Source organism: Wenzhouxiangella sp. YN1 (genome assembly GCF_056324145.1).
On sequence record NZ_JBJNIO010000146.1, the window covers coordinates 62,853 to 79,465 of the forward strand.

Annotated in this window: 16 protein-coding genes; 13 read left to right on the forward strand and 3 right to left on the reverse strand. The window is 63.2% G+C overall.

Going from position 1 to position 16,613, the window contains the following annotated elements; genetic code table 11:
- Positions 1–4 precede the first annotated feature (4 nt).
- The 3 genes from ACEWQZ_RS07105 to ACEWQZ_RS07115 all read left to right on the forward strand — a co-directional run bounded on the left by ACEWQZ_RS07105 (position 5) and on the right by ACEWQZ_RS07115 (position 4,613).
- Complete coding sequence (locus tag ACEWQZ_RS07105) at positions 5–670, forward strand: response regulator transcription factor (RefSeq protein WP_476482383.1); 666 nt, start codon at positions 5–7, stop codon at positions 668–670.
- Between the two features lie 295 nt (positions 671–965).
- Positions 966–3,866, forward strand: a complete 2,901-nt coding sequence (locus tag ACEWQZ_RS07110; RefSeq protein WP_476482384.1) for a TonB-dependent receptor plug domain-containing protein — start codon at positions 966–968, stop codon at positions 3,864–3,866.
- Positions 3,867–3,947: 81 nt separating this feature from the next.
- Entirely contained in the window at positions 3,948–4,613 is a 666-nt protein-coding gene (locus tag ACEWQZ_RS07115) for a putative 2OG-Fe(II) oxygenase (RefSeq protein ID WP_476482385.1), read from the forward strand.
- 56 nt (positions 4,614–4,669) lie between these two features.
- Here ACEWQZ_RS07115 and ACEWQZ_RS07120 read toward each other — a convergent pair whose 3' ends face one another.
- From ACEWQZ_RS07120 to ACEWQZ_RS07130, 3 genes are all read right to left on the reverse strand, one after another.
- The gene (locus ACEWQZ_RS07120; RefSeq protein WP_476482386.1) at positions 4,670–5,794 is read right to left on the reverse strand and encodes a M14 family metallopeptidase; all 1,125 of its coding nucleotides are present in this window, start codon (positions 5,792–5,794) and stop codon (positions 4,670–4,672) included.
- Positions 5,795–5,855: 61 nt separating this feature from the next.
- The gene (locus ACEWQZ_RS07125; RefSeq protein WP_476482387.1) at positions 5,856–6,587 is read right to left on the reverse strand and encodes a pseudouridine synthase; all 732 of its coding nucleotides are present in this window, start codon (positions 6,585–6,587) and stop codon (positions 5,856–5,858) included.
- A gap of 15 nt (positions 6,588–6,602) precedes the next feature.
- Positions 6,603–7,037 carry a MarR family winged helix-turn-helix transcriptional regulator gene (locus tag ACEWQZ_RS07130; RefSeq protein WP_476482388.1) on the reverse strand — a complete coding sequence of 145 codons (435 nt, stop codon included), beginning with the start codon at positions 7,035–7,037 and terminating at the stop codon, positions 6,603–6,605.
- Between the two features lie 155 nt (positions 7,038–7,192).
- On the opposite strand from ACEWQZ_RS07130, the gene hppD reads away from it, so the two are divergent.
- The 10 genes from hppD to ACEWQZ_RS07180 all read left to right on the forward strand — a co-directional run bounded on the left by hppD (position 7,193) and on the right by ACEWQZ_RS07180 (position 16,598).
- Positions 7,193–8,239 (forward strand): 4-hydroxyphenylpyruvate dioxygenase, encoded by a 1,047-nt coding sequence (gene hppD / locus ACEWQZ_RS07135; protein WP_476482389.1) that lies wholly within the window; start codon positions 7,193–7,195, stop codon positions 8,237–8,239.
- 147 nt (positions 8,240–8,386) lie between these two features.
- Positions 8,387–9,514 (forward strand): homogentisate 1,2-dioxygenase, encoded by a 1,128-nt coding sequence (locus ACEWQZ_RS07140; protein ID WP_476482390.1) that lies wholly within the window; start codon positions 8,387–8,389, stop codon positions 9,512–9,514.
- 94 nt (positions 9,515–9,608) lie between these two features.
- Positions 9,609–10,595 carry a fumarylacetoacetate hydrolase family protein gene (locus ACEWQZ_RS07145; RefSeq protein WP_476482391.1) on the forward strand — a complete coding sequence of 329 codons (987 nt, stop codon included), beginning with the start codon at positions 9,609–9,611 and terminating at the stop codon, positions 10,593–10,595.
- Between the two features lie 15 nt (positions 10,596–10,610).
- A complete protein-coding gene (maiA, locus tag ACEWQZ_RS07150; protein ID WP_476482392.1) occupies positions 10,611–11,279 on the forward strand; it encodes a maleylacetoacetate isomerase in 669 nt (222 codons plus the stop codon).
- Between the two features lie 42 nt (positions 11,280–11,321).
- Complete coding sequence (locus tag ACEWQZ_RS07155) at positions 11,322–11,705, forward strand: DUF4398 domain-containing protein (protein WP_476482393.1); 384 nt, start codon at positions 11,322–11,324, stop codon at positions 11,703–11,705.
- Positions 11,702–12,700: an OmpA family protein gene (locus tag ACEWQZ_RS07160; protein WP_476482394.1), complete on the forward strand. Its 999-nt coding sequence runs from the start codon at positions 11,702–11,704 to the stop codon at positions 12,698–12,700. The genes ACEWQZ_RS07155 and ACEWQZ_RS07160 overlap by 4 nt, the downstream gene beginning before the upstream one ends.
- Positions 12,701–12,975: 275 nt before the next feature.
- A complete protein-coding gene (locus ACEWQZ_RS07165; protein WP_476482395.1) occupies positions 12,976–13,194 on the forward strand; it encodes an HP1242/YdcH family protein in 219 nt (72 codons plus the stop codon).
- Between the two features lie 143 nt (positions 13,195–13,337).
- A complete protein-coding gene (locus ACEWQZ_RS07170; protein WP_476482396.1) occupies positions 13,338–14,711 on the forward strand; it encodes a pyridoxal-phosphate dependent enzyme in 1,374 nt (457 codons plus the stop codon).
- Between the two features lie 94 nt (positions 14,712–14,805).
- Complete coding sequence (locus tag ACEWQZ_RS07175) at positions 14,806–15,960, forward strand: cystathionine gamma-synthase (RefSeq protein WP_476482416.1); 1,155 nt, start codon at positions 14,806–14,808, stop codon at positions 15,958–15,960.
- Between the two features lie 236 nt (positions 15,961–16,196).
- On the forward strand, positions 16,197–16,598 hold the full coding sequence (locus ACEWQZ_RS07180) for an FHA domain-containing protein (RefSeq protein ID WP_476482397.1): 402 nt from the start codon (positions 16,197–16,199) through the stop codon (positions 16,596–16,598).
- Positions 16,599–16,613 lie beyond the last annotated feature (15 nt).

The window sequence follows — 16,613 nt, forward strand, 5'->3', positions numbered from 1 at the left end:
AGGCATGGACACCCGCGTTCTCATCGCCGACGATCATCCGCTGTTCCGGGCCGCTCTGGTACAGGCGCTCGGCGCCTGTCTGGACGATCTGGAGATCCTCGAAGCCCGCGACCTTCCGGAAACCACCGCGGCACTTGCACGGCATGAAGACGTGGATCTGGTGCTGCTCGACCTGCACATGCCCGGCAGCCATGGCCTCGCCGGGCTGGCCTCGATTCGCAGCAATCATCCCGCGGTTGCCGTTGTCGTCGTTTCGGCCAACGAAGACCCGCGCGTGATCCGCCGCGTGCTCGACCATGGCGCGGCCGGCTTCATACCCAAAAGCTCCGGCCTGAACGACCTGACCACCGCGCTCAACGCCGTGCTCGACTGCCGGGAGTGGGTGCCGGCCCACCTGGAACGCGCCGTGGCCGAGCTCGACTCCGACGATGAAGATCTGGTGCTGGCCGAACGCATTGCCGCCCTCACGCCGCAGCAGTTTCGCGTTCTGGCGCTGGTGGCAGACGGCTGGCTCAACAAGCAGATCGCCGACGAACTGGGCATTCAGGAGCGCACCGTCAAGGCCCACATGAGCGAAATCCTGCAAAAGCTCAACGCTCGCAATCGCACGCAGGCCGGCATCGCGCTCCGGCGGCTCGAACTGGTTGATCCGGCCAGCCGGCTCGACTGACTTCACCGCCGGCGTCAACCCGAACCCGGCCCCTTCCTCAGCCCCCCAGACCAGCCGCACCGCCGCACGGCAACGTCTTCAGCGCCCCTTGCAGTTTGCCGCGTTCGCGCGCATCGCGGGCGAGCATGCAACCTCGATCATGCGATGAATCGCGGGATGAATCGCACAACGCTGAACGCTTTTCACAAAAGTGAACCAGATGCTTGCAATTGCCACCAGTTTTGTGGGATTTTCATGCGGCTGAGGGGGGACACAATCCACATATCCAATGACAAATTGTTGGGAGAAGACTCAAATGAAGCAACGTCAACCCAGGCTGAGCGTATTCGCGGCGGCCTTCGCCACGGCGCTTCCGCTGATGCTGGCCGGCAACGCGAGCGCGCAGGAGGAAACCGAAGGTTCCTCGCTCGATCGCGTGGAGGTCACCGGCTCTCGAATCAAGCGGACGGACTTTGAAGGCACCGCGCCGGTCACGGTCATCGACGCCGAAGCCATTGCGCGGACGGGCCACGCACGGCTCGGTGATGTGCTGCAGGACCTGGCCTCGTCGGGCTCGGCGATCAACACCGCATTCAACGCGCCCGATCAGGGCGGTGACGGTGGTACGCGCGTTTCACTGCGCAATCTCGGCCCGGAAAGAACCCTGGTCATGGTCAACGGCCGTCGCTGGGTCAAGGCCACCACCCAGGCCGGCGTGGCCAACGCGGCTGATCTGAGTACCATTCCGGCCGCGGCGGTCGAGCGCATCGAAGTGCTCACCGGCGGCGCTTCTTCGGTCTATGGCTCCGACGCCATTGCCGGCGTGATCAACATCATCACGCGTACCGACTTCGACGGCGTTTCGGCCAGCGCACAGTATGGCCAGACAAGCGAGAGTGACGGCGAGCAAGAGGCCTACAGCTTCACCATCGGCCGCGGCAACGACCAGAGCAATGTGCTGGTCAACCTCAGCTACACCAAGCAGAAAGCGATCATGGCCGCCGACCGCAAGATCTCGCGCGTGCCGCAGTATGGCGCCGACGATTTCGGTGGCCCGATCAGCCGCGGCTCCTCGTTCACGCCCGAAGGGCGCTTCATCTTCACAGACCCGCGAACCGGCGAATCATTCGACCTGACCCGTGATTCGGGCACCGGCATGCCGTCACGTGATGACTTCCGTCCGTTCGACGGCACCGCGGACCGCTACAACTATGCTCCGGACAACTACCTGCAGATTCCGCTGCAGCAGACCTCGGCCTACATCCAGGCCGCGCACGAGTTCGCGCCCCAGCTGCGGGTATTCTCCGAAGCCTTCTACAACCGCCGCGAGTCCACCCAGCTGCAGGCCCCGGTGCCCATCGGCCTGGGCTCGGGCGGCACCCTGCCGCTGGATATCGGTGTCTCGGCGAGCAACCCCTACAACCCGTTCGGAATCGACCTGGATCCGCGTGAAAATCTGGAGCTGGCGGGCCGCCGCTTCATCGAAGCCGGCACGCGAAACTACAACGGCAAGGTCGACACCTGGCGCTGGACCGGCGGCCTGGAAGGCAGCTTCGACCTCGCCAGTCGGCCTTTTGACTGGGATGTGTCATACACCTACTCACGCTCGGAACGCAACGCCAGCATCGAGAACCTGCTCAACCACGACCGCCTGCGCCGCGCTCTGGGACCGATCGATGAGTGCACCGACGACTGCGTGCCGTTCAACTTCTTCGGCGGGCAGCAGGGCACCGGCAGCGCGCCGGGCAGCGGCGGCTCGATCACGCCCGAGATGGTCGACTACGTCACCTACACCGCGCTCGAGCAGAACGAACAGGAGATGATCAGCTGGCTGGCCAATATCGGCGGCGAGATCGTCGACCTTCCGGCCGGCCCTCTGGCCTTTGCCGCGGGCTTCGAAAAGCGTCGCGAGTATGCCGCCGACACTCCGGACCCGCTGGCCCAGGCCGGATCGGGCGCCGCCAGCGTCAGCGGTGGCCAGCGTTCACCGACTTCGGGCCGGCTCAACCTCGAGGCCTGGTATGCCGAGGTCAACGTTCCCCTGCTGGCCAACGCGCCGGGCGCGGAAATGCTCGAAATCGACGCTTCGCTGCGTTCGTCGGACTTCGAACAACTGGGCTCCGACACCACCGGCCGTCTCGGCCTGCGCTGGCGTCCGGTCGACAGCCTGCTGCTGCGCACCAGCTATGCCGAAGGCTTCCGCGCGCCGGGCATTCAGGAGCTCTACGGTGGTCAGGGCGTGTCCGACCCCGAGCTGGCCGACCCCTGCTCCAACTTCCTCGACACCAACGCGCCCCAGTCGGTCATCGACAACTGCATCAACCAGGGCGTGCCGGCTGACGGCAGCTACGAGCAGATCAACCCCCAGATCCGCATTACCACCGGCGGCAACCCGGACCTGGAACCGGAAACCTCGGAGTCCTTCACGGCCGGTGCCGTGTGGAGCCCCGAGTTCGTTCCGGGACTGAACGTATCGGTTGACTACTACAATATCGAACTGGAGAACTCCATCAGCTCGCTGGGTGCGCAGAGCATCCTCGACGCCTGCGCCTACTCGGCACGGCTGTGCGACCTGGTCGAGCGCACGGGCTCCGGCGAAATCACCAGTCTGCTCGATACCCGGGTCAACCTCGGTGGCACCGAAACCGCCGGCGTGGACTGGTCGGTGGACTACAGCTTTGGCGACATGCCCTGGGGCGCCTTGCGGGCCGTCTGGCGTGGCAACTACACCTCGAAGTTCGAGGAAATCGTTCCCGACTTTTCCAACCCCGACGCGCCGCCGGAGGTCCGCGACCTGCTCGGCACCCTGCTGCCTGGTCAGCCTGACCGCAGCTTCCCGAAATGGCGCAGCAACCTCGACCTGATCTGGTCGATGGGCCCCTGGGAAGCAGTCTGGAACGCAAGCTATGTCCACAGCTATACCGAAGCCTGCAGCGACGGCCTGTCGCCAAGCCTCTCGGAGCTGGGGCTGTGCTCCAACCCGGACCCGCAGAACCCGACCAACAAGCTGTCTTCCGTGGTCTACAACGACATTCAGCTGTCCTACTATCTGGATGATCTGGTGGACTTTGCCGACGGCAAGTTCACGATCGGCGTCGACAACGTCTTCGATCGTGATCCGCCGGTTTCGACAGCGGCTTTCTCCAACAGCTTTGATGCAACGCAGCACCGCATCCCCGGTCAGTTCTTCTACAGCCGGATCAGCTTCGACTTCTGACTCAGCGTCGAAAGCCTGAAAGCACAAGGCCCGCAAGCGACTCGCTTGCGGGCCTTTTACCATTGGAGGTTGACCCACATCATGTCCAGACAGTCTTCACTGAACATCACCCCGGCGTTTGCCGCACCCCTGATCGAGACGCGCCACCCCGAGCCGGAACCGCTCAATCAGGCGCTACGCGCGCTGTTTCTCGAACGTGAGGGGCCGGAGATCCGGCCGCAGCCGCCGACCCCCACCCTGAAGCACAACGTCTTCGAATCGCACTTCAGCCTGTTCAGCTGGCCCGACGACTGCGTCCAGGCGCTCAAGCGCTTCGTGATCGGCAGCGTGGTGCGCGTGGTCAGCGAACTCAACGGTTACAGCAACGCGCAGATGCAGCAGCTCCAGGTTTCAAACCACAGCTGGTTTCACATCACGCGCCGCGGGGGTTATGCCTCGGTGCACAATCATCCGATGGCTGCCTTTTCCAGCGTTTACTGCGTCTCGCCCGGCGATGACGAGGGCGCCAGAAACCCGGACAACGGCGTGCTGCGCTTCCTCGACGCCCGGCCGGCGGCCAGCATGTATCTTGACCCCGGCAACATGCATCTGCGACGGCCCTACGGGCATGGATCAATCAACTATCGCCTGCAAGCGGGGCAGCTGGTGATTTTTCCTTCACACCTGATGCACGAGGTCGCGCCCTACCACGGCCAGAGCGAGCGCATCACGGTGGCGTCGAACTTCTGGTTTCGATCAGCGCAATAGAGCAAGGGAAGAAGACGGCAGGCAACAGACGGCCTGCCGTCGAACACGCGGGGGCTTCAGAGCTCGGGCAGAATCTGCCAGAAAGCATCCACGCAGGCCGAGCCCAGATGCTTGCAGCGATCCGGCGACCAGCCGATCTCCGGCATCGGCATGTCGGCATTGTCCTTGAACGGCATTTCCAGGGTCATGGCCAGGCAGTCGAAGGTCTCGGCCATGTAGTCGGTGTTCTTCTTCATGTCCGAACTGTTCGGCGCATCCACCTCGTAGCCGTAGCGCGTCTGGAAATCGGGGCTGATGCCGGCAAGCAGACTTTTGAAGGTGTCGAGCTGGTGCTGCTTGCGCTCGTTCCATGAGGCCGTGCCTTCGGCTCCGGCGATGAAGTTGTAGGGCAGCTCTTCGTCACCATGCACATCAAAGGCCAGATCAACGCCGGTGGCATGCATTTTCTGGCGCGTGAAGTAGACCTCGGGCGAATCCTGCTCGGATGGCTCCAGCCATTCGCGGTTGAGATTGCGCCCCTTGGCGTTGCAGCGCAGGTGCCCGCGTACGGCGCCATCGATGCACATATTGGGCACCAGGTAGATCACGGCCTGCTCCAGCAGCCTGCGAGCGACCGGCTCCTCGGCATCGAGCAGACGCTCCAGAAAGCCTTCAACCCACCACTCGGCCATCGACTCACCGGGATGCTGGCGCGCAATCACCCAGATCTTCTTGCGATCTTCCGCGGGCTCACCGATTTGCAACATGGTGTGCGGTCGGCCATCGGGCGTGCTGCACAGCGTTTCGGCGCGAACCCGGGGATCGACCAGAGCGGCGGCGATCAGGTTGTCGTGTTCGAACTGAGTGTAGGGCGCGAAATAGGCATAGTGAACGCTATCGCTTTCGGGCCGATGGCGGATGATCAGCTGCCGGCCGTCGAATTCGGTGGGCACGCGATACCAGTGCACACGGTCGCTGCTGGCCACGGCCTGGTAGTTCTCGAAACCACCGACATACGAAACTTCGCCGGCATTTTCGATGGCCATGCGACAGTCGACCCCGCGCGCGCCCGACAGCTGGAAATGAAACCACTGCATGTGCTCTCCGCCCGCGTCAGGGCGAATCTTGAGACGGATATTGTCTGCGGACTCGGCTTCCAGAATCTCGATATTGCCGCTGTCGAAGGTTGAATTGATCTGCATGGCTTTACTCGGGTCTCGGGTTTTTGGGGGATTCGGATGCTCGCATCCGGGACAACGGCTTTCAGTTTATCGCAGGCGTCAACGCAATATCCGCTGGCGCGATCTGGTCGTCGCGGCCAAAGACAGCCTGCACCACCCGCGCGAACGCGCCATCGAGCGGGGCTGTCAGAGCGAGCCGCCGGCCGCTGCGCGGATGCTCGAGCGCCAGCCCGCTGGCGTGCAGGAGCATGCGATGGCAACCCAGGTGCTGGCGAAACAGGCGATTGTGGCGGCCATCGCCATGCGTGGTATCACCGATCAAGTGGTGCGAGATGTGCTTGAAGTGGCGCCGGAGCTGGTGCCGCCGGCCGGTTTCCGGCATCGCCTCGAGCAGCGAATAACGAGCGGTGTCGAAGCCACCGATCGGGATCGGCAGCTCGCCGGCAGCCAGGCGCCGGTAGCGCGTGACCGCCTCACGCGGTTCTGCGCGCCGGTGCCGGGCAAGCGGGTGATTGACGCAGCCGTGTTCATCCGTCCAGCCGCGCACCACCGCCAGATAACGCTTGTCGACGCGGCGATCGGTGAAGGCCTGACCCAATACCCTGGCCGTTTCCGGATCGAGCGCGAACAGCAGCACGCCCGAAGTCGCACGATCGAGCCGGTGTACCGGCCAGACGCGCTGCCCGAGCTGGTCGCGCAGCTTGTGCATCATGAATTCACGATCCGTGCTGATGCTGCTTTTGTGCACCATGATGCCGGTCGGCTTGATGGCGGCGCACAGCCACTCATCTCGATGCAGGATTTCGAAGGACATCGAACGCTCCGGCGCTCAGTCGTGACCCTCGGCAGCGCGGGCCAGCGCCTCGAGACTGTGCAGGAAACGGCGCCTTTCCTCGGGCTCGAGCGCCGCGAGCAGATCGTGCTCGAACCTCAGCGCGGCCGGAACAATGGCGTCGTGGATCGACTCGCCCTCACGGCTGAGATAGAGGCGTCGGGCGCGGCGATCGGGGTGATTGTCGCGCCGTTCGAGCCGACCGGCGGCAAGCAGCCCGCTGACGGCACGGCTGACGGCGACCTTGTCCATCGCCGCCCGCTCGGCCACCTCGGTGGCGGTCACGCCGGGATAGCGCCCGACAATGGCGATGACCCGCCACTGCGTCACGCTCAGATCGAAGCGCGACTCATAGGTTTGCGCAATGGCGTTGCTGATCCGGTTGGACAGAACCGACAGCCGGTAAGGAAGAAAGTCCTCGAGATCGAGCATGGTCTGCAAAAAAAGGGGGCCCGCTTGAAAGAAGTTACAAATGTAACTATATTGCCCGTATTCGGCAAGTGCATTGTCCGAAATCAGATTTTTCGGCGTTTATGGCCCTGGCGTCATATCTGCCGTTGACGCATTTCTTCCAAGGAGATCGAACCATGAGTCAGTCGCATCCCAACCCGCTCGGCGTCGAGCAGTTCGAGTTCATCGAGTACGCCGCTCCGGACCCGGCGCTGCTGCACGACCTGTTCCAGAAGCTCGGCTTTGTTGCCGTGGGCCGCCACAAGACCCAGCCGGTAACGCTTTACAGTCAGGGCGGCATGAACTTTCTGGTCAACGAAACCGTGGATTCCTTTGCCAGCGAGTTTGCCGCGGCGCACGGCCCGTGCTGCACCGGCTTTGCCCTGCGCGTGAGCGACCCGGCCGACGCTCACCGATCCGTTCTTTCCAAGGGCGCCAAAGACTTCAGCAACAAGGCAGACACCCTGCCCATCGACGTGCCGCGCATTGAAGGCATCGGTGGCTCGGTGCTGTACCTGACCGGCGGCGAGGCTGATCTCGATCGGCACTTCGACTTTGACCCCGGTGTCGAGCGCCACCCGAAGGGCGTGGGCATGAACTTCATCGACCACCTCACTCACAACGTGTATGAGGGCAACATGGGCCAGTGGTCGGAGTTCTACACCAGTCTGTTCGGCTTCTACGAGCGCAAGTACTTCGACATCAAGGGCAAGGCCACCGGACTGCGTTCGCAGGCGATGATGGGCCCCAACGCCAAGATTGCCATCCCCATCAACGAGTCGAGCGACCCCAAGAGCCAGATCAACGAATATCTCAATGAGTACAAGGGTGAAGGTGTGCAGCACATCGCGCTCTACACCGACAATATCTATGAGACCGTAGAAGCGCTGCGCGCCAACGGCATCGAGTTTCTGGACACACCCGACACCTACTTCGACGCCGTCGATGAACGCGTTCCCAATCACGGCGAAGACGTCGAGCGCATGCGCAAGAACAAGATCCTGATCGACGCCGAGCCCGACAACCCCAACCTGCAGCTGCTGCAGATCTTCACCCAGACCAACATCGGCCCGATCTTCTTCGAGGTCATCCAGCGCAAGGGCAACGATGGTTTTGGTGACGGCAACTTCCAGGCCCTGTTCGAAGCCATCGAGCGCGATCAGGAAAAGCGCGGGGTACTTTGAGGGTCGGACCATCAACCACGAAGGGCACGAAGATCACGAAGAAGAATCAGGGAAACAGCTTTCGGTTCACCGGCTTCGTGCCCTTCGTGAACTTCGTGGTTCCAATTCCGAGATCAGAGAACGCTCCCATCGAGAGCGGAGGCAAAGATGAAGAAGTGGATTTCTCACTCCAAGGTTGAAGGCAAGGCCAGCCGACAGGCGCACGTCAACCTCCCCGAAGGCACGTATGAGCGCGAGATGGGCAAGGAGGGCTTTTTCGGCCCGGCCACGCACTTCTATCACGCACACATGCCCACCGGCTGGACCGATTTCGAGGGCCCGCTGCAGCCGCGCGCTTTCGACACTACCAAGCTGGAAGACGGTACCGACTCGCCGTGGCACGCCAGCGAGCTGCTGTCCAACGCGCACTGCAAGTTCCGCTGTTGGCATTCCAACGGCAAGATGAACCACCTGGTGCGCAACGGCGACGGCGACGAGCTGCTGTTCATTCATGACGGCGCCGGCGAGCTGTTCTGCGATTTTGGCCGCCTGCCCTTCCGCGATGGCGACTACATCATGCTGCCGCGCGGCACCATGTGGCGCATTGAATCCGACGGCCCGGTCGAGATGCTGCTGATCGAAGCGACCAACTCCAGCTACATGCTGCCCGAGAAAGGGCTGGTTGGCCCGCACGCCATCTTTGATCCGGCCATGCTCGACACGCCGAAGATCGACGAGGCCTTTCGCGCCCAGCAGGGCAAGGATGAATGGCAGGTCCGGATCAAGCGCCGCCAGCAGATCTCGACGGTCACCTATCCCTTCAACCCGCTCGATGCGGTCGGCTGGAAGGGTGACCTCATGCCGGTGCGCATCAACTGGCGCGACATTCGCCCGCTGATGAGCCACCGCTATCATCTGCCGCCATCGGCGCATACCACCTTCGTGGCCCACCGCTTTGTCATCTGCACCTTTACTCCGCGGCCGTTCGAGTCCAGCGACGACGCGCTCAAGGTGCCGTTCTTCCACAACAACGACGACTATGACGAAGTGCTGTTCTATCACGCCGGCAACTTCTTCTCGCGCGACAACATTCACCCCGGCATGATGACGCATCACCCCTGCGGCTTCACCCACGGCCCACACCCCAAGGCGATGAACAACGCTTTCACGCCGAAGACGGACAAGACCGAGGAGGTCGCGGTCATGCTCGACACCCGTGACGCCCTCGAGGTCACCCCCGAGGCCGAGAAGATCGAATGGACCGGCTACGTCGACAGCTGGAAACCCAAAGACTGACGACCTCTTTCAACCCGCGCACCAGGCCGGCTGAAAATGACACCTGCCTGCTGCCCGGCTTCACGAACCCCGTATTGCAAAAGGCACAACTCCAATGAAACTAGCTACGCTCAAGGAAGGCGGTCGCGACGGCACGCTGATCGTCGTCAACCGCGAACTGACCCGGGCCGTCCGCGCCGACGGCATTGCACCCACCCTGCAAAGCGCCCTGGATGACTGGGACGCCGCCGCGCCGCGCCTGGCCAGCCTGTACGAAGACCTGATGGAAGGCACGGCCGAGGGCAGTTTCAACCTCGACATCGATACTCTGGCCGCGCCGCTGCCGCGCTGCTTCCAGTTTCTCGACGGCTCGGCCTACCTGCCGCACGTCGAGCGCGTGCGCAAGGCGCGCGGCGCCGAGGTACCCGAAAGCTTCTTTACCGACCCGCTGATGTATCAGGCGGTTTCCGACGGTTTCCTGGCGCCCCACGACCCGATCACCATGGCCTCGACCGAATGGGGCATCGACTTCGAGTCCGAGATCGGCGTTTTCACCGACGATGTGCCGATGGGCGCCACCCCGGAAGAGTGTGCCGAACACATTCAGCTGATCACGATTCTCAACGACGTCTCGCTGAGAGGCCTGATCCCCGGCGAGCTCGCCAAGAACTTCGGCTTCGTCCAGTCCAAGCCGCGCTCGGCACTGGCGCCGGTGGTGGTCACGCCCGACGAGCTGGGCGATGCCTGGCAGGACAGCAAGCTGAACCTGCCACTGCTCACCCACTACAACGGCGAGCTGTTCGGCGAGCCCGAGGCTGGCGAGGACATGCAGTTCAACTTTGCCCAGCTGGTGGCGCACGCGGCCAAATCGCGCCCGCTGGGCGCCGGCACGCTGATCGGCTCGGGGACCATCGCCAATCAGGACACCGAGCGCGGTGCTTCCTGTCTGGCGGAAAAGCGCATGCTCGAGGTCATCGCCGACGGCAAGCCATCCACGCCGTTCATGCAGTTCGGCGACGTCGTGCGCATCGAGATGAAAGACCGCGAAGGTGAATCCATCTTCGGTGCCATCGAGCAGACCGTCGTCCAGTACGAACGCTAGCTGACGGAGCCTGACATGAGCCACTCCTCGCCCGAACACGGCATGGTGCTTTACAGCTATTGGCGCTCCTCGGCCAGCTACCGGGTGCGCATGGCGCTCAATCTCAAGGGGCTGGACCACGAGATCCGCCCCGTGCATCTGGTGCGCGACGGCGGCGAGCAGTTCAGCGACGACTACAGCGAACTCAACCCGCAGCAGCTGGTGCCCACCCTGGTCGACGGTGATACCGTGATCACCCAGTCGATGGCAATGCTCGAATATCTCGAAGAGCGCCACCCCGAACCGGCCCTGCTGCCGCCCGGCAGCGTCGAGCGCGCCCGCGTGCGCGCCATCGCACAGGCCATTGCCTGCGAGATTCACCCGGTCAACAATCTGCGCGTACTCAAATATCTGACCGGCACCGCCGGCCTGAGCGAAGACGCCAAACTGGCCTGGTACCGGCACTGGACCGAATCCGGCCTCGCCGCCGTCGAAAAAATGCTTGCAACGGCACGCACCGGGCGATTCTGCCACGGCGATGAACCCGGCATGGCTGATTGCTGTCTGTTGCCACAGGTCTATAATGCCGAGAGATTCGGCTGCGACATCGATGCCTTCGAGCGCATCCGGAGCATCTGCAGTGCGCTCGAAACGCTGCCGGCCGTAGCCGCTGCAAAACCGGAAAACCAGCTGGACGCGCCCTGAGACGCATCACCACCTGAGAACGGGAAAACAGTGAACAATCCGATGATGAAACGCTCTCGTCTGCTGGCTGGCGGCGCGCTACTGGCGCTGCTGGCCGCCTGCGCCACCGCCCCGCCCGATCTGACGGTACTCGACTCCGCCCGCAATGCCATTGCCCGGGCGGAGTCCGCCGAAGCCGAAGAATACGCCCCGATCGAACTGCGCTACGCCAACCAGCGGCTGACAGCCGCGCGTCAGGCGCTCGAGAACGATCGCCCCGATGACGGCAGGCGCCTCGTCGAGCAGGCCGAAGTCCAGGCGCAACTGGCGCTTTCCCGAACGCTGGCCGCCAAGGCGCGTGCCGAGCTGCAGCGCAAGCAGGAAGAGCTCGAGCAGATCCGCACCGATCTGACCGAAGAGTTCGGCGAGGAGGCCATCCAGCGATGAAACCGATGTATCAACCCGCGCGTGACGCCTTGCTGGCAGTGGCTGTGCTGGCGCTCACGGCCTGCGCCATGCACCCCCCCCGGGAAAATGCGGCGCTGCGTAATCTTGAAAGCGATTTCCAGGAATTCCAGTCCAACAGCGAACTGTCCGACCGCGTGCCGCTGGCTCTGGCCAACGCCAAAAGAGCAGTCCACGCGGCCAACGCCGAAGGCCTTTCCGAGGCCGAGCTGTCTCACCGCATCAACCTGGCGATGAAGCGCATCGAGATTGCACGGGCCGAGGCCTTCCGCGCCCAGGCCCGCGATCAGCTCGACGAAGTGGACGATGAGCGTACCCGCCTGTTGCTGCGCGCCAGCCGCCTGGAGGTACAGCAAGCCCGCCGCGAGGCCGAGCGGGCCTTGCTGCAAAGCGAGGCCGCCCAGGAAGAGACCCAGCGCTCGCGCATGGAAGCGATGACCGCCCAGGAACTGCGCGAAGAAGCCTCGCGTCGTGAACAACAGGCGCGTGAAGAGGCCCGGGCCGCGCGCAGCCTGGCTGAAGCGCAGGCCAGCGAAATCGAACTTGCCCGGCGCGAAGCCGACCTGGCAACCGAAGCCGCCGAGTCGCTGCGGCGGCGACTGGAATATCTGGAGCTGCGCGAAACCGACCGCGGCGTCGTCGTCACTCTGGGCGACGTGCTTTTCGAGACCGGAGAAACCTCGCTGCAGCCGGACGCGCTGAACCAGCTTCAGGATGTGGTCAATCTGGTTCAGGGCGAGCCCGACAAGCAGATACGCATCGAAGGGCACACCGATTCCACCGGATCCGCCAGTGCCAATATGCGCATCTCGCGTCAGCGCGCCGAATCCGTCCGTGACGCCCTGAGCGAGCAGGGAATTGCCAGGGACCGCATTCAGGCCGTCGGCATGGGTGAGGACTTTCCCATTGCCAGCAACGAGACGGCCGAGGGCCGCCGCAAGAACCGTCGGGTCGACGTGATTCTGCTCAACGACTGAGGCTGCCTTGCCGGCAATGGCGCAGATCGAGCCCGGTGCCTTCCCTTGAACATCCGGAGAGTTGACGCTATAAAGTAGGTGTGATGGTTGAATACTCGAGTGACCTGCTCGCAGCATCCAGCCGCCGCTGGTCCGGTTTCCCGGACGTCTTTCCGGCGGCGCAGCCTCTCATTCCCGAGCTTTCACGGGCCGCCTCAGTGCGGCCCGTTGTTTTCTGTGCGCGCCGTTCGGCAACGCACGTCTTCTCACGACCCCGAATGACAAGGAGTCTGCCCATGTTCGAAAACCAGCCCGACCAGATGGAAACCCTGTTCAACGAGAACGAGGACTTCCGCCGACTCTACAACTACCATCAGAAGCTCGACAAACGCGTTGCCGCCGCTGAAAACGGCACCGCGCCGATGGAAGACCTGGCGCTCAATGATCTCAAGCGTGAAAAGCTGCGCACCAAAGACGAGCTCACCCGGATCATGGAACAGAACCAGGCCGCCTGAGCCCGAACCCACCGCATCGTTTTTGACGCCCGGCCGCCGGGCCGGGCGCCTGAACCGGTGCTCGATTCGGTCGCAGCTTGCCCGCCAAGGGCCGTTTGCGCTATCGTGCTCGGTTGGCAACCCTTCCGACCCGAGCGTTTTACATGAGCGTCCACGGCAACACCCTTGAACTGATCGGCAACACACCGATCGTGCGTGTGAGCAACCTCGATACCGGCCCCTGCGAGCTCTACCTCAAGCTCGAAGACTACAATCCGGCCGGCTCCATCAAAGACCGCATTGCTCTGAAGATGATCGAGGAAGCCGAACGTCGCGGCGACCTCAAGCCCGGCGCCACCATCATCGAAGGCACCGCCGGCAACACCGGCCTGGGCCTGGCCCTGGTTGCCGCCCAGAAAGGCTACCGCCTGATCCTGGTGATTCCGGACAAGATGAGCCGCGAAAAGATCTCCAACCTCAAGGCCATGGGCGCAGAAGTGGTGATCACGCGCTCGGACGTGGGCAAGGGCCACCCGGAGTACTATCAGGATCTGGCCGAAAAACTGGCCAAAGAAACCGAAAACAGCTACTTCATCAACCAGTTCGGCAACCCCGACAACCCCAGAACACACGAGGAAGACACCGGGCCGGAAATTCTCGAGCAGATGAACAACGAGCTTGACGCAGTGGTCGTGGGCGCGGGCTCCAGCGGCACGGTCACCGGCCTGTCGCGGTACTTTGCCAAAGCTGCGCCTGAGCTCGAGCTGGTTCTGGCCGACCCGGAGGGCTCGATCCTGGCCGAATACATTGCCACCGGCAACATCCCGGAGGATGCTGGCGGCTGGACGGTCGAGGGCATTGGCGAGGACTTTCTGCCAAGCATCAGCGACTTCACGCGCGTTCGCAAAGCCTATTCAATTTCGGACAAGGAGAGCTTTCTGACCGGCCGCATGCTGCTGGAAAAGGAAGGCCTGTTCGGCGGCTCTTCCACCGGCACCCTGCTGGCCGCCGCGCTGAAATATTGCCGCGAGCAGACCGAACCGAAAAAAGTGCTCACACTCGTCTGCGACACCGGCAACAAGTACCTGTCGAAAATGTACAACGACACCTGGATGCGCGAGCAGGGCTTTCTCGATATTGAACAGCACGGTGACCTGCGCGACCTCATCGCCAGGCCGGCCGCGAGCCGGGACGCCATCATCGTGGGCCCCGACGAGCCACTGTCCAACGCCTACAAGCGCATGAAACTCTATGATGTTTCCCAACTGCCGGTCATCGAGGGAGACAAAATCGTCGGCATCATCGACGAATCCGACCTGCTGCTGGCCGTCTACGATCGGGAAGAAGGCTTTGCCGAGCCGGTATCCACGGCCATGGTCACCCAGCTCGAGGCCGTACAGGTCAACGCCGGCATCGACGAGCTGCTGCCGATCTTCAACCGCGACCTGGTTGTCATCGTCCTCGACGGCGAGGAATTCATGGGCCTGATCACGCGGGTGGATCTACTGAACTATCTGCGCCGCCGCGCCGACCGATAACTCTGGCCCCCGGGTCAAAAGACACCGGGGTCAAGAGGCTCCGGAACCTGGCGCTCAGGCCAACCAGCCAACAAACCAACGATCAAACGAGTCAATCAACATGAGCAAGCTTGCAACACGCGTCATTCACGCCGGCCAGTCGCCGGATCCTTCCAACGGGGCCATCATGACCCCGATTTACCAGACTTCCACCTACGTGCAGAAAAGCCCGGGCGACCACCAGGGCTTTGAGTATTCGCGCACGCACAACCCCACTCGCCGGGCCTGGGAAGCCTGCATCGCCGACCTGGAAGGCGGCAGTCACGGCTTTGCGTTTGCCTCGGGCATGGCGGCAACCGACGCGCTGATGAATCTGCTCGAACCGGGCGACCATGTGCTCGCCATGCACGATCTCTACGGCGGCACCTGGCGCCTGTTCGAGCGCGTGCGGCGGCCGGCTTCGGGGCTGGAGTTCAGCTTTGTCGATCTGGCCGACACCGACGCGGCGCGGGCAGCGCTGACCGACAAGACGAAAATGATCTGGGTCGAAACGCCCACCAACCCCATGCTGCAGCTGGTCGACATTGCCGCCATGGCCGAGCTGGCCCGCGAGGCAGGCGCCATGCTGGTGGTCGACAACACCTTTGCCACGCCGATGCTGCAGCGCCCCATCACTCAGGGTGCCGATATCGTCGTCCACTCGGTGACCAAGTATCTCAATGGCCACTCCGACATGGTTGGCGGTGCGCTGGTGGTCAACGACGACAAACTGGCCGAGGACATCGGCTTCATCCAGAACTCCGCCGGCGGCGTCCAGGGGCCGTTCGACTCCTTTCTGGTCATGCGCGGGGTCAAGACCCTGGCGCTGCGCATGCAGGCCCACTGCGACAACGCCGGCCGCATCGCCGAATGGCTGAGCAAACACCCCAAGGTCGAGAAGGTCATCTACCCCGGCCTCGACAATCATCCGCAGAAGGCACTGGCCGAAAAGCAGATGTCGGGCTTTGGCGGCATGGTCAGCTTCGATATTGGCGGCGACCTGGCCCGCGCCCGCCGCTTTCTGGAAAACACCCAGCTGTTCGCCCTGGCCGAATCGCTGGGCGGCGTCGAGTCGCTGGTCAACCACCCGGCCATCATGACCCACGGCTCGGTACCCAAGGAAAACCGCGACAAGCTCGGTATCAGCGACAGCCTGATCCGCCTGTCGGTGGGCATCGAAGACGTCGACGACCTGATTGCCGACCTGTCGACGGCCCTCGATCAGGTATAGGTAAATCCCCGGAGTGCGTCAGGCCCGACGTCTCGTCGGGCCTGATCCGGAGAGCCTGAAAGTACAGGCTTTGCGTGACCTTCGGCGCTTTCCCCCGTTCCCGGGGTTTACGCCCCCACGCGAGCCCGTGGCGAGCCAGCCTTTCTCTGCTGGCTCCCGCCACCACGCGGCTCGGCGTGAACCCCATCCTGAGCGCTAGAATAGCCACCAGAATCAACCACAGCCGCGAGACCAAGATGCAATTTCGTCTGAAAGCCGCCTCCGGATCGATTACCGGCCAGAACTTTCCGCTTGAACAGGACACCTCCATCGGCTCGGCCGAAGACGCCGACATCCGCCTTGATGGCTTGATGGAGCGCCACGCCCGGATTGTCTACGACGGCGAGATACTGATGTTCGAACCCGCCGGCAAGGTCTGGATCAACGGCGAGCCGGTGCAGCGCCGCCCGCTGAAGTCCGGAGATGAAATCCGTATGGGCGAATATCGCTTCGTGCTGCAGGCTCCCGGGCTGCGCCCGCCGAGCGTGCTCAAGGACGCCGAACCGCGCAAGAGCCGCACCTGGCTGTGGATTACGCTGGGCGTCATCGCCGCCGGCAGCGCTGCGGCCGCGGTGTATGTCTACTGGCCGCTGCAGTAAGCAACGGAAAAGCGG

Bases quoted from the DNA above. Each gene is read 5' to 3' on its own strand.
- ACEWQZ_RS07165 (WP_476482395.1), top strand. From the start codon at position 12,976: ATGTTCGAAAACCAGCCCGACCAGATGGAAACCCTGTTCAACGAGAAC.
- ACEWQZ_RS07115 (WP_476482385.1), top strand. From the start codon at position 3,948: ATGTCCAGACAGTCTTCACTGAACATCACCCCGGCGTTTGCCGCACCC.
- ACEWQZ_RS07140 (WP_476482390.1), top strand. From the start codon at position 8,387: ATGAAGAAGTGGATTTCTCACTCCAAGGTTGAAGGCAAGGCCAGCCGA.
- ACEWQZ_RS07125 (WP_476482387.1), bottom strand. From the start codon at position 6,587: ATGTCCTTCGAAATCCTGCATCGAGATGAGTGGCTGTGCGCCGCCATC.
- ACEWQZ_RS07105 (WP_476482383.1), top strand. From the start codon at position 5: ATGGACACCCGCGTTCTCATCGCCGACGATCATCCGCTGTTCCGGGCC.
- ACEWQZ_RS07110 (WP_476482384.1), top strand. From the start codon at position 966: ATGAAGCAACGTCAACCCAGGCTGAGCGTATTCGCGGCGGCCTTCGCC.
- ACEWQZ_RS07120 (WP_476482386.1), bottom strand. From the start codon at position 5,794: ATGCAGATCAATTCAACCTTCGACAGCGGCAATATCGAGATTCTGGAA.
- ACEWQZ_RS07180 (WP_476482397.1), top strand. From the start codon at position 16,197: ATGCAATTTCGTCTGAAAGCCGCCTCCGGATCGATTACCGGCCAGAAC.
- maiA (WP_476482392.1), top strand. From the start codon at position 10,611: ATGAGCCACTCCTCGCCCGAACACGGCATGGTGCTTTACAGCTATTGG.
- ACEWQZ_RS07145 (WP_476482391.1), top strand. From the start codon at position 9,609: ATGAAACTAGCTACGCTCAAGGAAGGCGGTCGCGACGGCACGCTGATC.
- ACEWQZ_RS07170 (WP_476482396.1), top strand. From the start codon at position 13,338: ATGAGCGTCCACGGCAACACCCTTGAACTGATCGGCAACACACCGATC.
- hppD (WP_476482389.1), top strand. From the start codon at position 7,193: ATGAGTCAGTCGCATCCCAACCCGCTCGGCGTCGAGCAGTTCGAGTTC.
- ACEWQZ_RS07130 (WP_476482388.1), bottom strand. From the start codon at position 7,037: ATGCTCGATCTCGAGGACTTTCTTCCTTACCGGCTGTCGGTTCTGTCC.
- ACEWQZ_RS07155 (WP_476482393.1), top strand. From the start codon at position 11,322: ATGATGAAACGCTCTCGTCTGCTGGCTGGCGGCGCGCTACTGGCGCTG.
- ACEWQZ_RS07160 (WP_476482394.1), top strand. From the start codon at position 11,702: ATGAAACCGATGTATCAACCCGCGCGTGACGCCTTGCTGGCAGTGGCT.